The organism is Methylobacterium crusticola (assembly GCF_003574465.1).
Classification (GTDB): domain Bacteria; phylum Pseudomonadota; class Alphaproteobacteria; order Rhizobiales; family Beijerinckiaceae; genus Methylobacterium; species Methylobacterium crusticola.
This window is the reverse complement of sequence record NZ_QOWC01000072.1, coordinates 22,447-36,142: the sequence shown is the minus strand read 5'-3', so window position 1 is coordinate 36,142 and position 13,696 is coordinate 22,447. Positions and strand designations below refer to the sequence as shown.

Annotated in this window: 12 protein-coding genes and 1 pseudogene; 2 read left to right on the top strand and 11 right to left on the bottom strand. The window is 71.9% G+C overall.

Annotated features, from left to right (window positions below):
* Positions 1–365 (bottom strand): annotated as a pseudogene (locus DT057_RS20425) (hypothetical protein); the annotation flags it as partial.
* 189 nt (positions 366–554) lie between these two features.
* Here DT057_RS20425 and DT057_RS20420 point away from each other — a divergent pair.
* Positions 555–752: a hypothetical protein gene (locus DT057_RS20420; RefSeq protein ID WP_128563944.1), complete on the top strand. Its 198-nt coding sequence runs from the start codon at positions 555–557 to the stop codon at positions 750–752.
* A 64-nt stretch (positions 753–816) separates the two neighbouring features.
* Here the strand turns inward: DT057_RS20420 and DT057_RS20415 are convergent, their stop codons facing one another.
* Both DT057_RS20415 and DT057_RS20410 read right to left on the bottom strand, forming a co-directional pair.
* Positions 817–1,473: a DUF1345 domain-containing protein gene (locus DT057_RS20415; protein ID WP_128563943.1), complete on the bottom strand. Its 657-nt coding sequence runs from the start codon at positions 1,471–1,473 to the stop codon at positions 817–819.
* A gap of 14 nt (positions 1,474–1,487) precedes the next feature.
* On the bottom strand, positions 1,488–2,444 hold the full coding sequence (locus DT057_RS20410) for a hypothetical protein (protein ID WP_128563942.1): 957 nt from the start codon (positions 2,442–2,444) through the stop codon (positions 1,488–1,490).
* Between the two features lie 820 nt (positions 2,445–3,264).
* Between DT057_RS20410 and DT057_RS20405 the strand changes: the two genes are divergently transcribed.
* Positions 3,265–4,212 carry a glycosyltransferase family 2 protein gene (locus tag DT057_RS20405; protein WP_203236330.1) on the top strand — a complete coding sequence of 316 codons (948 nt, stop codon included), beginning with the start codon at positions 3,265–3,267 and terminating at the stop codon, positions 4,210–4,212.
* A gap of 377 nt (positions 4,213–4,589) precedes the next feature.
* Here the strand turns inward: DT057_RS20405 and DT057_RS20400 are convergent, their stop codons facing one another.
* The 8 genes from DT057_RS20400 to DT057_RS20365 form a co-directional block, all read right to left on the bottom strand.
* Positions 4,590–5,600: a glycosyltransferase family 2 protein gene (locus tag DT057_RS20400; protein ID WP_162501453.1), complete on the bottom strand. Its 1,011-nt coding sequence runs from the start codon at positions 5,598–5,600 to the stop codon at positions 4,590–4,592.
* A 344-nt stretch (positions 5,601–5,944) separates the two neighbouring features.
* On the bottom strand, positions 5,945–7,231 hold the full coding sequence (locus DT057_RS20395) for an O-antigen ligase family protein (RefSeq protein WP_128563940.1): 1,287 nt from the start codon (positions 7,229–7,231) through the stop codon (positions 5,945–5,947).
* A 640-nt stretch (positions 7,232–7,871) separates the two neighbouring features.
* Complete coding sequence (locus DT057_RS20390; protein ID WP_128563939.1) at positions 7,872–8,525, bottom strand: 3-hydroxyacyl-CoA dehydrogenase family protein; 654 nt, start codon at positions 8,523–8,525, stop codon at positions 7,872–7,874.
* Positions 8,526–8,527: 2 nt separating this feature from the next.
* Positions 8,528–9,406 carry a 3-hydroxyacyl-CoA dehydrogenase family protein gene (locus DT057_RS20385; protein ID WP_128563938.1) on the bottom strand — a complete coding sequence of 293 codons (879 nt, stop codon included), beginning with the start codon at positions 9,404–9,406 and terminating at the stop codon, positions 8,528–8,530.
* Complete coding sequence (locus DT057_RS20380) at positions 9,403–10,569, bottom strand: acyl-CoA dehydrogenase family protein (protein ID WP_128563937.1); 1,167 nt, start codon at positions 10,567–10,569, stop codon at positions 9,403–9,405. The genes DT057_RS20385 and DT057_RS20380 overlap by 4 nt, the downstream gene beginning before the upstream one ends.
* 28 nt (positions 10,570–10,597) lie before the next feature.
* Positions 10,598–11,305, bottom strand: a complete 708-nt coding sequence (locus DT057_RS20375) for an SDR family NAD(P)-dependent oxidoreductase (protein ID WP_128563936.1) — start codon at positions 11,303–11,305, stop codon at positions 10,598–10,600.
* A complete protein-coding gene (locus DT057_RS20370; protein ID WP_128563935.1) occupies positions 11,298–12,065 on the bottom strand; it encodes an enoyl-CoA hydratase/isomerase family protein in 768 nt (255 codons plus the stop codon). Before DT057_RS20370 ends, DT057_RS20375 begins: the two co-directional genes overlap by 8 nt.
* Complete coding sequence (locus DT057_RS20365) at positions 12,062–13,684, bottom strand: class I adenylate-forming enzyme family protein (RefSeq protein ID WP_128563934.1); 1,623 nt, start codon at positions 13,682–13,684, stop codon at positions 12,062–12,064. The genes DT057_RS20370 and DT057_RS20365 overlap by 4 nt, the downstream gene beginning before the upstream one ends.
* Positions 13,685–13,696 lie beyond the last annotated feature (12 nt).

Below are 13,696 nucleotides of genomic sequence, written 5' to 3'. Positions count from 1 at the left end.
GCCGTCGCCGGGGCGGGCGAGGCCGGCACGCCGCCCGCGGCCGCGGCGGCGTCCGGATCCGTGGCGCAGACGAAGCGTCCGCAATTGCTCACGACGGCGCGGTAGCGGCCGCCCTCGACGCGGGCCTCCACGATGCAGGAGGCCGGGTGATGGACGAGCTCGAACTGGAAGATGCCGCTGGCGTCGGACGTCGTCTCGAACCGGTCGTCGAGGGTGACCCGCGTGCTCGGCCGCTCGGTCCATCCGAGGACGTACAGGCGGCCCATCACGATCGAGGCGGCGACGATGTCGGCGCCGGCGAGGGCCGGGCGGGCGCTCCCGGCGACGGCGAGGCAGGCGAGGACGGACAAGGCCGGTATGCGCATGTGTGCCAACCCTCGGCGCCATCCCGCCGCCGGCCCGCGGCGGGAGCCGGGTCGACGCCCGCCCCGGTGCGGGCGGAGGCGGCAAGGTTGCCAGCGACGGGCCGCGTGGACTGTGTGTCGCCGCACGTCTACCCTCCGGCCCGGAGGCCGGGCCGGCGCGGCCCGCCGCGGCCGACGGGAGGAGCCGCCATGCCGGAGCAGCCGGACCGCCCCGACGTCATCGCGGCCTGGTTGCTGGACCGCCTGCGCGACGACCTGACGATGATCGTGCATCGCGCCCGCGCGACCTGGCCCGGCATCCCCGACGAGGTGATCGCGGCCGGCATGGTCCGCGCGGTCGAGCGCGTCGCGCTCCCGCCCGCGGGGCCGGCCGGGCCGGGGGCCTGAGCCGCCGGGCCCGGGCGGACCCGCGCCGGGGGCTCCGGCCGGCGGCGTGCCGCGGCGCGCGGGGTCAGTGCTGGGCGAGGCCGGCCGCCATGTTGATCGCGAGCGCGAGCAGGCTGGTGTTGAAGAAGTACGTGTAGACCGTGTGCGCGGTCACGATCCGGCGCATGGGCTTGGCGGTGACGTCGGTGTCCGAGGTCTGGGACGTGGCGCCGATCGTCACCGAGAAGTACAGGAAATCCCAGAAGTCGGGCGCTTCGTCGCCGTTGAAGTCCAGGCCGCCGCGGCTCGTGCCCTGCTCGCCCTCGCCGTAATAGAGGTGCGCGTAGTGCACCGTGAAGACGACCTGGACGAAGACCCAGGCGCAGACGATGGTCAGCGCCGCCAGGACGACGTGGGGCAGCCTGGCGGCGTCGTGCTCCTGCTGGCCGAAGACCAGCATCCCGACCGCGCCGACGCTGGCCGTGGCCGCCAGGAGGGCGAACAGCGAGATCACCGGGGCGCTGTCGTCGAGCCGCGAGGCCTCCCGCCGCAGGTCGTCCCGCGACTGCGCCGCGGCCTTCCCGACGACGAGGCCCACATAGGCGCAGACCCCCACGCACCAGCCGGCGAGGAGCCGCGTCCAGACGGCGACGGACGGCAGCAGCAGGGCCACGCACGCCGCCGCCGCGATCGCGCCGAGCAGGCGCGGGCGGAGCCAGAAGGCGCGGAACGGGTCGGTCATGGGCAGCCGCACGGTCAGAAGTTGACGCCGAAGCGAACCCGCACGCTGTGGCGGGGAAAATGCGCGAGGTCCAGGGCGCGGTCGGTGTAGTCGGGATCCCGGTCGTGGCCGAACACCTGGGCCGAGTAGGCGACCGAGACGAAGCCCTTCTCGGACACCTGGTGGTGCAGCACCGGCCCGAGGAACACGGCGTGGCCCTCGAACCGGTTCAGGAAGGCGCCGTCGTAGGCGCGCAGGTAGCGCATCTCGGGGCCGATGAAGAGGGTGTCCGACACCCTGGCCATCAGGGCCCCCGACAGCGACAGGGTCGAGCTCCGGTCGACCTCCCGCGAGCCGCGCTGGCGGCCGACGGACGGATCGTAGACCAGGTTGGCGCCGAGCCAGAGCCTGTCGGGGATCAGCCGCACGTCCGCGATGAGGCGCGTGTCCAGGCTGAAGATGTCCGCGCCGCGTCCCTCGACCGGCAGCACGCGCTCGAAGAACGGCTCGGCCTGGATCGCCAGCCCGAAGGGGCTGGCGTCCGTGCGCTTGTGGAACTGGTACTTCATCTCGAGCGAGCCGCCGTTGAACGTCCCGTACGACTTGTCGGGCACGCCCGCGATGTTGCGGCTGTCGCGGGCATCGAAGAACAGGCCGGGCTCGATCGTGAAGGAGTCCGTCGGGTCGTACTGGTAGCTGAGCAGGGGCTGGACCGCCGCGTAGCCGGAGCGCCCGGGGCCGTCCCGGCGCTTGCTGAAGCGGCCGATGGTGTCGAGGATCACCTCCTTCTCGCCCTTGCTGCCCGTGTCGGACCCCTCGGTGAAGCCGAACAGGTTCTCGCTGTCGACCTTGTCGGGGTCGGCCCCCTGCGCCCGGGCCGCGGACCCCGGCAAGGTCGACAGCGAGAAGGATCCCGCCGCGGCGCCGAGGGCGGCCAGGGCCGCCGCACGCCAGCGGGCATTCCGGCGCGCCACGATTGCCACAATGCCCATGCCCTCGGTCTCGGATCGCTGTCCCGCCCCCTTGTCGTGCCTTGAGGAGCCGGTGCCTACGCCCGGCGTGCAACAGGCGCGAAAAAATCGGGCCGGCATCCCCCGGGCGCCGCGGTGGGCCCGGGCCGGAACCGGGCGCCCGCGGCCGGCCCGGGAGGAACGGCCCGCTGCCGCAGGCATAAGCTCCCGCTGAAAACCTTAACGTGTTAAATATGGAACTTATCCCGCAAACTGTACGCGAATAATACGTACTTTTCTTGCTAATGCGTCCATGCTATTCTGCTAAATGGATAAACACATGATAATATGCCTGAGCCCCGAGGCTGGATTCTCCGGAAAGCTTAAGACGATGTACGCCTTGAACGAGCTGAAATTTGGATACGTCTGTGACAATCAGACAGACCAAGGCGAAAAGATAAGATCACACGTCGCAGAGATTTTGAGGAAACTTGCAAGTCTGCGGGCCAGCAAGGCTGTCGATTGAGCCGATAGTGGTGGATCGGCCCGATGCCGCGCCGCGCCGTCCCGATGACGGCCGGGGCGGCGGTCCGGGCGCGGGGCCTTCGCGGGCGGGACGCCCTCGCGGGCAGCGCCGACCGGCGAGTCGCGCCGGCGCGAGGTCCGTCCCGCCGTCGCGGCGCGAGCGCGAGCGGCCCCACTCCACCTTCAGGGGAGGCCCGGTATCCTAGTGCGGTGGTCCCGGCGCCCCCCGGGACTGCTAGCCTCTGTCCGGCGCGGTGTCCCGCATGACGAGGACCGGCGCTGCGGCGGCGGGCTGCCCGGCCGCCTGATCGGAGCGTCGCGACGGAGGGTCCGGAGGATGGCGATGAACGTTGGGATGCCGCAGGTCTCCGTGGTCATTCCGCTCTACCAGAAGGCGGACGTGATCGCGGAAACGCTCCGGGCCGTTCTCGGCCAGACCTTCGCGGATTTCGAGCTCGTCGTCGTCGACGACGGTTCGAGGGACGGGGGCGGCGCCATCGTCGAGGCCATCGCCGATCCCCGCATCCGCCTGATCCGCCAGGCCAACCAGGGGGAAGCGGCGGCCCGCAACCGCGGCGTGCGGGAGGCGCGGGCGGACTGGATCGCCTTCCTCGACGCCGACGACCTGTGGACGGACACGCACCTGGAGGATCTGGTCGCGGCGGCGGCCGCCGGCGACGCGATCCTCGTGTTCAGCAACTACGTCCTGAGCAGTGCCGCGCGTCCCGTCATTCCCGCGGCGGTCCCGAGCCAGCGCGTGGACGACTTCTTCAAGTTCGCCCTGACGGTCTACGGCTACCCCGTTCATCCGAGCGCGGTCATGATCAGGCGCGCGGCGCTGGTGACGGCGGGCCTGTTCCCGGTCGGGGTGCAGATGGGCGGCGACACCGATACGTGGTGCCGGCTCGCCCTCCACGGCGCGTTCCGGTACGTCGCCCGGCCGACGGCGGTCTATCGCGACGGTCATCCGACGAGCGTCCTCGCCTCCCAGCTCCAGAGGGCACCCCTGCCGCCCTCCTTCGAGAGGACCCTCGCGGACCTCGCGCATCATCAGAAGCTGCCGCGCCGGCTCGCCTCGACGGCGCACCGGTACAAGAACTTCCTCATGCTCGAATATGCGCGCCAGCTGCTGGACCGGGGCGACTCCGTCGCGGCGCGGCGAGTCCTGCTGCGGCAATGCCGGATCCACCAGGACCCCGTGCGGTATCTCAAGCGCCTGCTGAGGACCTGGTCGGTCGGCCACAACCTCTACACCATGATCCGCCCCGCGGCCGCGGCCCGGTAGGCCGACGGGTCGGGCAGCTCCCGGCGGCGGGGGCGGCGGGCCTCGCGGCCGGCGGCCATGGGCGCGCCGCCTCCCCGACGATGCCCCGCCCTCCCCGGCCGGCCGGAACCCGCAAGGCCGCTCGGGCCGGCGGATCCGCGGGCGCCGCTCGTTTGAGGCCGGGCCATCGGCAGGGCCGCGTCACGCGGCGCGCGGGCCTCGGCGCGGCGTGGCTTCAGCGCCCGGTCGGAGGATCGGGACGGGTTCCAGGGCCGCCGCGGGCCCCGGCATCGGGCCCGGCCCGGGGCGGGGCCGGGCGCGGAACGCCCCCGTCCGGCGGCGGCGGTCAGGGGGCGGAGGACGCCGGTCCGTCTCGGCGGCCCGGTCCCGGCCGGCTCCTACTTGAGCACCATGTCGAGCTTCAGCCCGAGGCGCTCGACGACCAGGGCGCGGACCTTGAGCCACGTCCGCGCGCCGAGCCGGATCTTCGCGGTCTGGATGTGCCAGGCCAGCGTTCGGGCGATCTCCGGCGACACCCGCCTGGCGAACGCCATCATCTCCTGCGCCTGGGCCACGTTGCCCTTCACGAAGGGCTCGTTCGCGCAGCAGAGGGCCGAGGTCGCGAGGCCGAGGTTCATGGCCCTGCGCATGTCCGCGATCGCGGCCGCCGCCGGGAGCGCGAACAGGACCTCGAGGCTCCGCTTGCGCTGCTCGAGATCGCGCATCATGTTGGAGAAGTAGCTCTCCGACATGTTCTGCCCGTGCAGGCGCCAGACGCCCTGGGCGGCGTTGACCCGGGCCACCCGCGCGTGCAGGGCGAAGCGCAGCCACATCTCGAAGTCGCCGGCGTGAGGCAGTTCCGGATTGTACCCGCCGATCCGCTTCTGCAGATCGGTCCGGACGACGACGGTCGCCGTGGCGACCTGAGGGATCCTGCGGTTCAGCTCGAAGAAGTCGCGGGTGTCGTAGATCTGGCAGGTCCCGTCGTCCGGGCCGGCGCTGGCGCCGGCGGGCAGGGTGGGCTCCGCATCGTCGTTCCTCAACTCGAGGTGCTGGCCGTACACCATGCCGACGGTGGGGTTGTCCCGCAGGACCGCGACCGCACGGTCCAGGGCGCCCGGCGTGACGAAATCATCCGCCGAGAGCAGCATGAGGTAGTCCGACCGGGCCCACGCGATCCCCTCGTTGTAGGTCGCGATGTGCCCGCAATTCTGCGCGTGGCGCCTGTACTCGACGCGCGGGTCGTCGCGCTGGAGCCTCGTGGCGACGTCCGGCGTGTCGTCCGGCGACGCGTCGTCGAGGATCAGGACCCGGACGTCGCAGGTCTTCGCCGCCAGGACGCTGCTGACGCATTCCTGCAGGTATTTCCCGTAACGATAGCAGGGAACGATCACGTCGACACTTGGCATACAACGCTCCATCTGCGGATCTTTGCCGTTTCCATCAGGAATACGAGCAAGGAATTCACCCTACTGCAAAGTACTTGGAACTGGCCGTCGTCTCCGGGACGGAACTCGAACATCGCGCGTGGCCGGATCGATTGGAATGCGCGGTGGCGACACTGTACGCTAGCGGCAAAGAGCCGTGATGGCGCCATCGTAGTCCGCCTGCATGCCTCATCCGTTAGCGGTAGGAGCCTGCGACGGGAGACCGAGCCGTCGGCGCCGTGCGGACCCAAGGTCTGATCGCGCGCTCGTCCGTCGGGGCGGGGCGCGGCGGGGTGCATCGTCGCGGCCCGCCGGCGCGGGCCGCGTCACGCGACGGCGGCGCGAAGGTTCGACCGCATCTGCCTGGCCCGGGACCGCTCCATCTGGTGCGTGCGCAGCAACGCGCAGACGCTGCCCAGCGCGAACCACATGTACCAAGTCGGGATGAGATAATACAACATGTTGTCGGAGTAACACATGAACAAGTATCCGAATATCAGCGACAGTATCATCCAGGTCCACCTGTAGCCTTGCATCACGGCACGCGCCATGATGACCGTCAGGCGAACGTAGATCCAGGCGAATGCGGCGAGGCCGAGCACGCCGGTCTCGAACAGGAGCTGGACGTAGACGCTGTGCGAGTCGATCGTGTCGTTGTCGATGTGCATCGGGAAGAACTGTGCGACGTAATGCGCGAAGGCTTCGAGGCCCCAGCCGAGGATCGGTTTCTCCCAGATCCACTCGAAGGCGCTCTGCCAGAGCAGAAGCCGCCAGGTGTAGGAGTTGAGCTTGGCGTAGGCCTCGTTGTAGTTGCCGTCCTGGAGGTCGGCGATCCGCGCGGCGATCTCCGGCATGACGACGAGCAGCGCGGGCGCGGCCAGGAAGTAGAGCAGGACGCGCCGGTCGAACAGGAGGGCGTACATGCCCAGGATGACACAGGTCGCGACCCATGCGCTGCGCGTCTTGGTCATCAGGATCAGGAAGAGCAGGAGCGGAACGTAGAGCGTGAGCCCGCGCCTCAGGCGGCGCGAGAGCTCGAACCGGGGTTCCGCCAGCAGCGTGAAGACGAGCGCCAGCATCGTGATCAGGTAGTACGCGTAGATGTTGGCGTGCGCGAACGTGCTGAGCACCCGCGTCCCGTCCTCGGTCTCGGCCCAGCCGAACGCGAGCTGGATCAGCGCGTAGAGCGTCGGCAGCAGCGATCCGGCCAGGATGATCAGGAGGAACCGGCGCAGGTCCGCGAGGCTGTGGACGAAGTAGAACGCCAGCAAGCAGATGGCCGCGTGCGTGACGAAGATCATGTAGAGCCGGAACGCCGCCGTGGGATCCGGGGCGATCGGCACCGCGGCGAGGCACACGGCGAGGAAGGGCAGCCAGAGCGACGCGGCCGGGCCGACGCTGACCCGGCGCCGGTTCAGGATGCAGCCGAGCGCGACCACGATCACCGCGATGTTGATGGCCGCGCCGAGCCCGACATCCTCCCGGCCCGCCGCTTTCGTCAGCGAGAAGAGCGGATCGCACACCGAGCGGGTCAGCAGGACGGCCTCGGCAAAGCGCCGCGCCCCGCAGATCCAGGCGAGGATGATCAGGACGGCACTGGCGACGATCAGCATGGCACCCCGCGCCGGCTAGGTCTCTCAGGTTGCGGACCCGCCTCGTGGCGGCGCATCCGCGTTCGGACCCGATAGAGACCGCTCCGGCCCGCAGCAGGCTAGCCGGGCCTTCGCCGACCGGAACGGCCCAAAAGGGTGAGGCGGGCCGTCCCGAAGCGGTAGAGGCGTCCGCCCGTCGGTCGCTCCGCGTGCGCCCTGCCCCGGCCCCGCCCGCCGCGAGAAATGGCGCGCGCTCAACGGGATGGCGGCGGGGCGGAGCGGTCCGGCCGCCGGGTGCGCGGGAGGCCCCCGGATGGGACCGGCGGCGCCCCCCGAAACGGGTGCGGCACCGCCGAAAGGCGGTGCGGCGGCGCCGGAAGGGGTAGCCGGGTTGGGCCCGCCGCCGCCCGCGTCAGGCCGACGAAGTGCGCCGCTCTCCCGCCGCGGCCGCCGACCTGTCCGGCCCCGGACCTCGCCAGCCGTGGATTGCGGCCGGGTCCGGCAGCGTTCGGAGATCAACCGGGGCCCGTCGCCGGCGTCGAAGCGCGCGATGCGCTCGGCTCCGGCCGGACAAGGGGCCCGGTCGGCAGCGCGCCTGCCGGGGAGGTCGCGCGGGCGGCCGCGGCGCTCCGGGACGCTCCCGCGGCCCCCGCCGCGGTCTTCAGTCCGGCGGCACGGCGGCCTTTCCGCGCCGCTGCGCCTCGACGACGGCGCGGCGGGCGGGCGCGAAACCCGCGCTGCCGTAGGTCTCGAACAGCGCCCGGGTCACGTCGTGGTGGTGGGCGAGGCCGCCCCGCAGGACGCGCTCGATCGGACCGTCCGGGTATCCCAGGCCGAGCCGGCAGGTGAGGTCCATGTCCCCCTGCGTGGCGAGCCCCTCGTCGAGGAGGCGCAGCGCCGCATTGTACTTCGGGCGGACGAGGCGGTCGACGATGCGGCCGGCCTGGTCGCCGCACACCACGACGGCGAGGCCGGCCTCCTCGAAGACCGCGCGGGCCGCCGCGACCGCGTCGGCGGACGTTCCCGGCCGGCGCACGAGCTCGACGAGGGCCGACGGGGGGTCGTCCCCGTTCCGGTAGCGGGCAAAGCCCAGGACGTTGCCCCCCTCCCCGGCCGGATCCTCCCCGGTGTGGAACCCGAGGCACTCGGTGCCGAGCTCGACGAGCACCGCCGCCCTGCCGGCCGCCGGCCGGAACTCCGCCCCGGCGAGGTGGACCACGACCTCCGCCGCGTCCGCCGGCACGGCCCGGCCGAGGAAGGGATCGCCGTCCGGAAACGAGCGGCTCGCGCCGCTCCTCACGATCGCATATCGCACGCTCAGGCTCCGAACATCGCGTTGCCGTCGTAGGTGAAGAAGCCGCGGCCGGACTTGCGGCCGAGCAGCCCCGCGGCCACCATCCGGCGCAGCAGCGGCGGGGTGGCGGCCCGGGGATCGAGGGTCACCGGGTAGAACGCCTCGCACAGGCGGACCTGGGTATCGAGGCCGATCAGGTCGATGAGTTCGAGCGGACCCATCTTGTAGCCGAGGGCCGCCTTGATCGCCCGGTCGACGTCGGCGGCGTCGGCGACGCCGGCCTCCACCGCCCGGATCGCGTCGTTGTTGAACGGGACCAGCAGCGCGTTGAGGATGAAGCCCGGCTTGTCCTGCGTCCTGACCGGGATCTGGCCGCACGCCTCCGTCCAGGCCCAGGCGGCCCGGAAGGTCTCGTCCGAGGTGAGGAGGCCGGGCGACATCTCGATCAGCTTCATCAGCTGCGCCGGCAGGCAGAAATGCATCCCGACGACCCGGTCGGGCCGCTTCGACCCGGCGGCGATCTCGGTGATCGAGAGCGTCGAGGTGTTGGAGCCGAAGATCGCCGACCCGGAGCAGACGCCGTCGAGCCGGGCCATCAGCGCCTTCTTGACCGCCAGGTCCTCGAACACGGCCTCGATCACGAGGTCGGCCTCGGCGAGGCCCTCGAGGTCCGTGGTGCGCTCCATCGCCCCGAGGATGTGGTCGCGCTCCTGCGCCGTCATCTTGCCGCGCTCGACCGACTTGCCGAGGAAGCCGGCGGTCTGCCGGGCGGCCCGGTCGAGGGGGGCCTCGGCGACGTCGTACGAGATGGTCCGGAAGCCGGCGCGGGCGGCCACGATGGCGATGCCCGTCCCCATCGTGCCGCCGGCGCCGCAGACCGCAACCGTCCTGATGCTGCTCATCGCGTCACGAAGCTCCGGCCGATCAGTTGACGGTGGACCTGGTTGGTGCCTTCCCAGATCTGGGTGATCTTGGCATCGCGCATCAGGCGCTCGACGCGGTAGTCGCGGCAGTAGCCGTAGCCGCCGTGCAGCTGCACCGCCTCGGTGGTGACGCGCATGGCGAGGTCGGACGCCTTCATCTTGGCGATCGACGCCTCGATGCCGAAGTCGGTCGCCCCCGTGTCGATCAGCCCCGCCACGTAGTCGAGCCAGGCCTCCGTCATGGCGAGGTCGCTGGCGAGGTCGGCGAGCAGGAACTGGTTCGCCTGGAAGTCGAGAACCCGCTGGCCGGACTGCTTGCGCTCGTTTCCGTACGCCACCGTGTCGTCGAAGGCCGCCTTGGCGATGCCGAGGGCGTGGGCCGCGACGCTGGGGCGCGAGCGGTTGAGCGAGGCGAGCAGGATGCGCAGGCCCTCGCCGGGCTCGCCGATCAGGTTGGCGCGCGGCACCCGGCAGCCGTTGAAGGCGATGCTCGCCGTCGAGGAGGCGCAGTGCCCCATCTTCTCCTCGAGCCGCACGGTCTCGAAGCCCGGCGTGCCCTTCTCGAGGATGAGCACGGAGATCGCCTTCTTCGGCTCCGGGATCTCGCTCCACTTGCCGAAGAGCAGGATCAGGTCGGCGACGTCCCCCGAGGTGATGAAGGTCTTGCCGCCGTCGACGACGATGTCGTCGCCGTCCGGGGTGAAGCGGGTGCGCATGCCGGTGGCGTCCGAACCGGCGCCGGGCTCCGTGATGGCGAGCGAGCCGAGGCCGCCCTCCGCGATGCGCGGCAGGAGCCGGGTCTTCTGCTCCTCGGTGCCGAACTCGATCAGCGGCTTCATGCCGTGGTAGTTCGTGGCGTAGATGATGCCGGTGGACGCGCAGGCTTCCGAGATCAGCTTCACCACTTCCAGGTAGAGCCGGAACGACATCGGCGCGCCGCCGTAGGCCTCGGGCACGAAGATCGCGTTGAGGCCGAGCTCGTTGATGGCCCTGACGTTGTCCCAGGGGAACTCGCCGGTCCGGTCGTGATGCGCGGCGCGCGGCGCGATCAGGTCGGAGGCGAGGCGGCGCACCTGGTCGAGGACGAGGGTCTCGTCCCCGGACCAGTCCCGGCGCCGGTCGATCTGCGCGAAGATCTTCATGAAACACTCTCGCTCGACCGGGCCCGCATCAATGGTTGTTCCCCTGGCCGCCGTCGACGTAGATCGTCTCGCCGGTGAGGAAGCCGATCTTCTCGGCGAACAGGACGCCGACGAGCCGGGCGACCTCCTCGGGCTGCCCCGGGCGGCCGACCGGGATGCGCCGGCCGATCCAGGCCCTGACCGACTCGCGGGCGAGGAAGGCGCGGTTGAGATCGGTCTCGATGTAGCCGGGCGCGACGTCGATCACCCGGATGCCGTCCCGCGCCCACTCGGCGGCCAGGCAGCGGGTGATGGCGGCGACCGCCGCCTTGGAGGCGCAGTAGGCGACGTTCTCGGGCACCGCCATCCGGTCGAAGAACGAGCCGATGTTGACGATGAGCCCGTCGCCCGCCCGGACCAGGTGGGGATAGGCCTCGCGGCAGGCCACCAGCACGGCCGTGGCGTTGAGGCGCATCGTGCGCTCGAACTCCCCGGTGCCGAGGACCGCGCTCGGCGTCGCCCGATGGGCGCCGGCGTTGTTGACGAGGCCGACGACCGGGCCCCGGGCCGCCACCGCCGCGACGGCCTCCCGCAGCGAGGCCTCGTCGGCGACGTCGCAGGGCAGGCCGTAGCCGACGGCCGCCTCGCCGGAGCGCGACAGGCCCGCCACCGTGTAGCCGCGGCGGTCGAGCTCGGCCGCGATGGCGGCGCCGATCCCGCGGCTCGCCCCCGTCACGATGACCTGACCGCTACTCATCGCGGAACTCGGGCTCGCGCTTCTCGCTGAAGGCCGCCATGCCCTCCTCGGCGTCGCGGGTGCGGAAGGCCAGGGTCGAGAGGTCGGCCTCGATCCTGAGGCCCTCGTGGATCGGCGCGTCGAGGGCGCGGCTCACCGCCTCGCGGGCGAAACCGAGGGCCGGCAGGCCGTAGCCCGTGAACTCCCGGGCGAACGCCATGGCGGCCTCCACCGGGTCGCCCTCGACGAGGCGGTTGACGAGCCCGATGCGCAGGGCTTCCTCGGCCCCGACGCTGCGCCCGGTCATGATGAGCTCGAGGGCGCGCCCCTCGCCGATCAGGCGCGGCAGGCGCTGCGTGCCGCCGTAGCCCGGGATCAGCCCGAGCTTGATCTCCGGCAGGCCCATCCTGGCGTTCGCGCTCGCGAGGCGGAACGTGCACGCGAGGGCGAGCTCGAGGCCGCCCCCGAACGCGAAGCCGTTGACGGCCGCGACGCTGGCGAACGGCAGGCGCCCCACCTTGGCGAACACCGCCTGGCCGAACTCGGCGCCCCGCTTCTGCTCCGCGAGGCTGCGCCCGCGCAGTTCCTTGATGTCGGCTCCGGCGCAGAAGGCCTTCGGGCCGGCGCCCGTCACCAGGAGGGCGCGGACCGGCCAGGTCGCCGCCTCGTCGAGGGCCGCGCCGATTCGGCCCAGGATCGCGAACGACAGGGCGTTGAGGGCCTCCGGCCGGTCGAGGGTGAGGAGCGCGAACTCCTCGCGCCGGGTCAGGACGACGCTCATGCCTCGAGCCTCTCATCGGCACGGTAGCGGACCGGCGCGGGCACCAGCTCGCCGCGCCGCACGCGCTCGACGAGCTCGCGCTTCAGGATCTTGCCGCTCGCCGTGAGGGGGAACGCGTCGAGCCGCACGAAGTATTCCGGCATGTCGAACCGGGACAGGCCCTCGCGGGCGAGGTGGGCCAGGAGGTCGGCGGGCTCCGCCGCGCCCAGCACCGCGATGCAGACGCGCTCGCCCAGGCGCTCGTCGGGGACCGGGATGCAGGCGACCCGCTCCACGGCGGCGTGGCGCAGGGCGAGCGCCTCGATGTGGGTCGGGTAGATGTTGTGGCCGCCCCGGATGATGAGGTCCTTGAGCCGGCCCTCGATGCGCAGGTTGCCCCGGGCGTCCAGGATCCCGAGGTCGCCCGACAGGAACCATCCCTCGGCGTTGAAGCTCGCCTCCGTGGCGGCCTGGTTGTCGAAGTAGCCGAGCATCAGGGCGGCGCCCCGCCCGCCGATCTGGCCGACCGCCCCGGTGCCGACCGGGCGGTCGTCATCGGCCGGATCGAACAGCCGGACCTCGTAGGCGCGGCCGCCGCGGCCGCAGGTCGCCGTGATCGTGTCCTCGTCGTCGTCCGGGTGGGTGTACTGGTGCGACGAGTTCTCGGTCATCCCGTAGATGTTCTGCGGCTGGATGCCCTGCCGCAGGAACCCTCGTGCCACCGAGGGCGGGATCGCCGCGCCCGCCATGTAGAACACCGCGACCCGGCCGAGGCGCGTGAGCCCGCGCGCCCGCTGCTCGGCCAGGATGTCCATCGCGTGGGTCGGGACCCCGAGCACGTAGGTGGCGCCGGTCTCCAGGATCCAGTCGAGCCGGGTCCGGCCGGGGGGCGGGTCGTCGGTGACGAACCGGCAGCCCGCCGCGAGCCACTGCGCCACGCCGACCCAGGCGATGTGATGCGACAGCGGCGAGAGGCTGTAGAGCACGGTGTCGGCCCCGTGGCGCCAGTCGCGGACGAGCTCGCGGCCGTTGGCGAGGAGCGTGTTGTCCGAGTGCATGACGCATTTCGGCGCGCCCGTCGTGCCGGAGGTGAACGCGAGGTAGACCACCTTGTCGGGGTCCTCGCTCGGCGCCGTCGCGGCGGGCCCCGGCCCCGGGAAGCTCTCCGGGTCGTAGACGGCCCTCAGGGTCGCCACGCCCGCCAGGGCGTCCTCCAGCGCGCCCGGAATCCTGCCGGCGCCCCAGCCGGGCTCCGACAGGAAGGCGCGGGCGGACAGGCGCTGGAGCAGGGTCCCGATCTCCGCGCAGATGTGGGTGCGGTGCAGGCTCGGGTTGCAGGCGAAGCCCTCGCGCGAGCAGGCGAGGAGCAGGACGATCGCCTCGGCCCGGTTGGAGAGCCACACGGAGACCCGGTCGCCCGCCACGAGGCCCCGCGCGCGCAGGGCCGCCGCCACGCCGTCCACCCACGCCTTCAGGTCGCCCCAGGACAGGCTGCGGCGCCCGTCCTCAAGCGCGCAGGCCTGCGCCCGCTCGGCGGCGTGGCGCGCGAGCAGGCCGTAGAGCGTGTCGGACCGCCACAGGCCCTGCTCGTAGTAGCGCCGGGCCCGGGCGGGATGGTGCAGGGTCAGGAAGGGGCGCATCGCGGTGTCCAC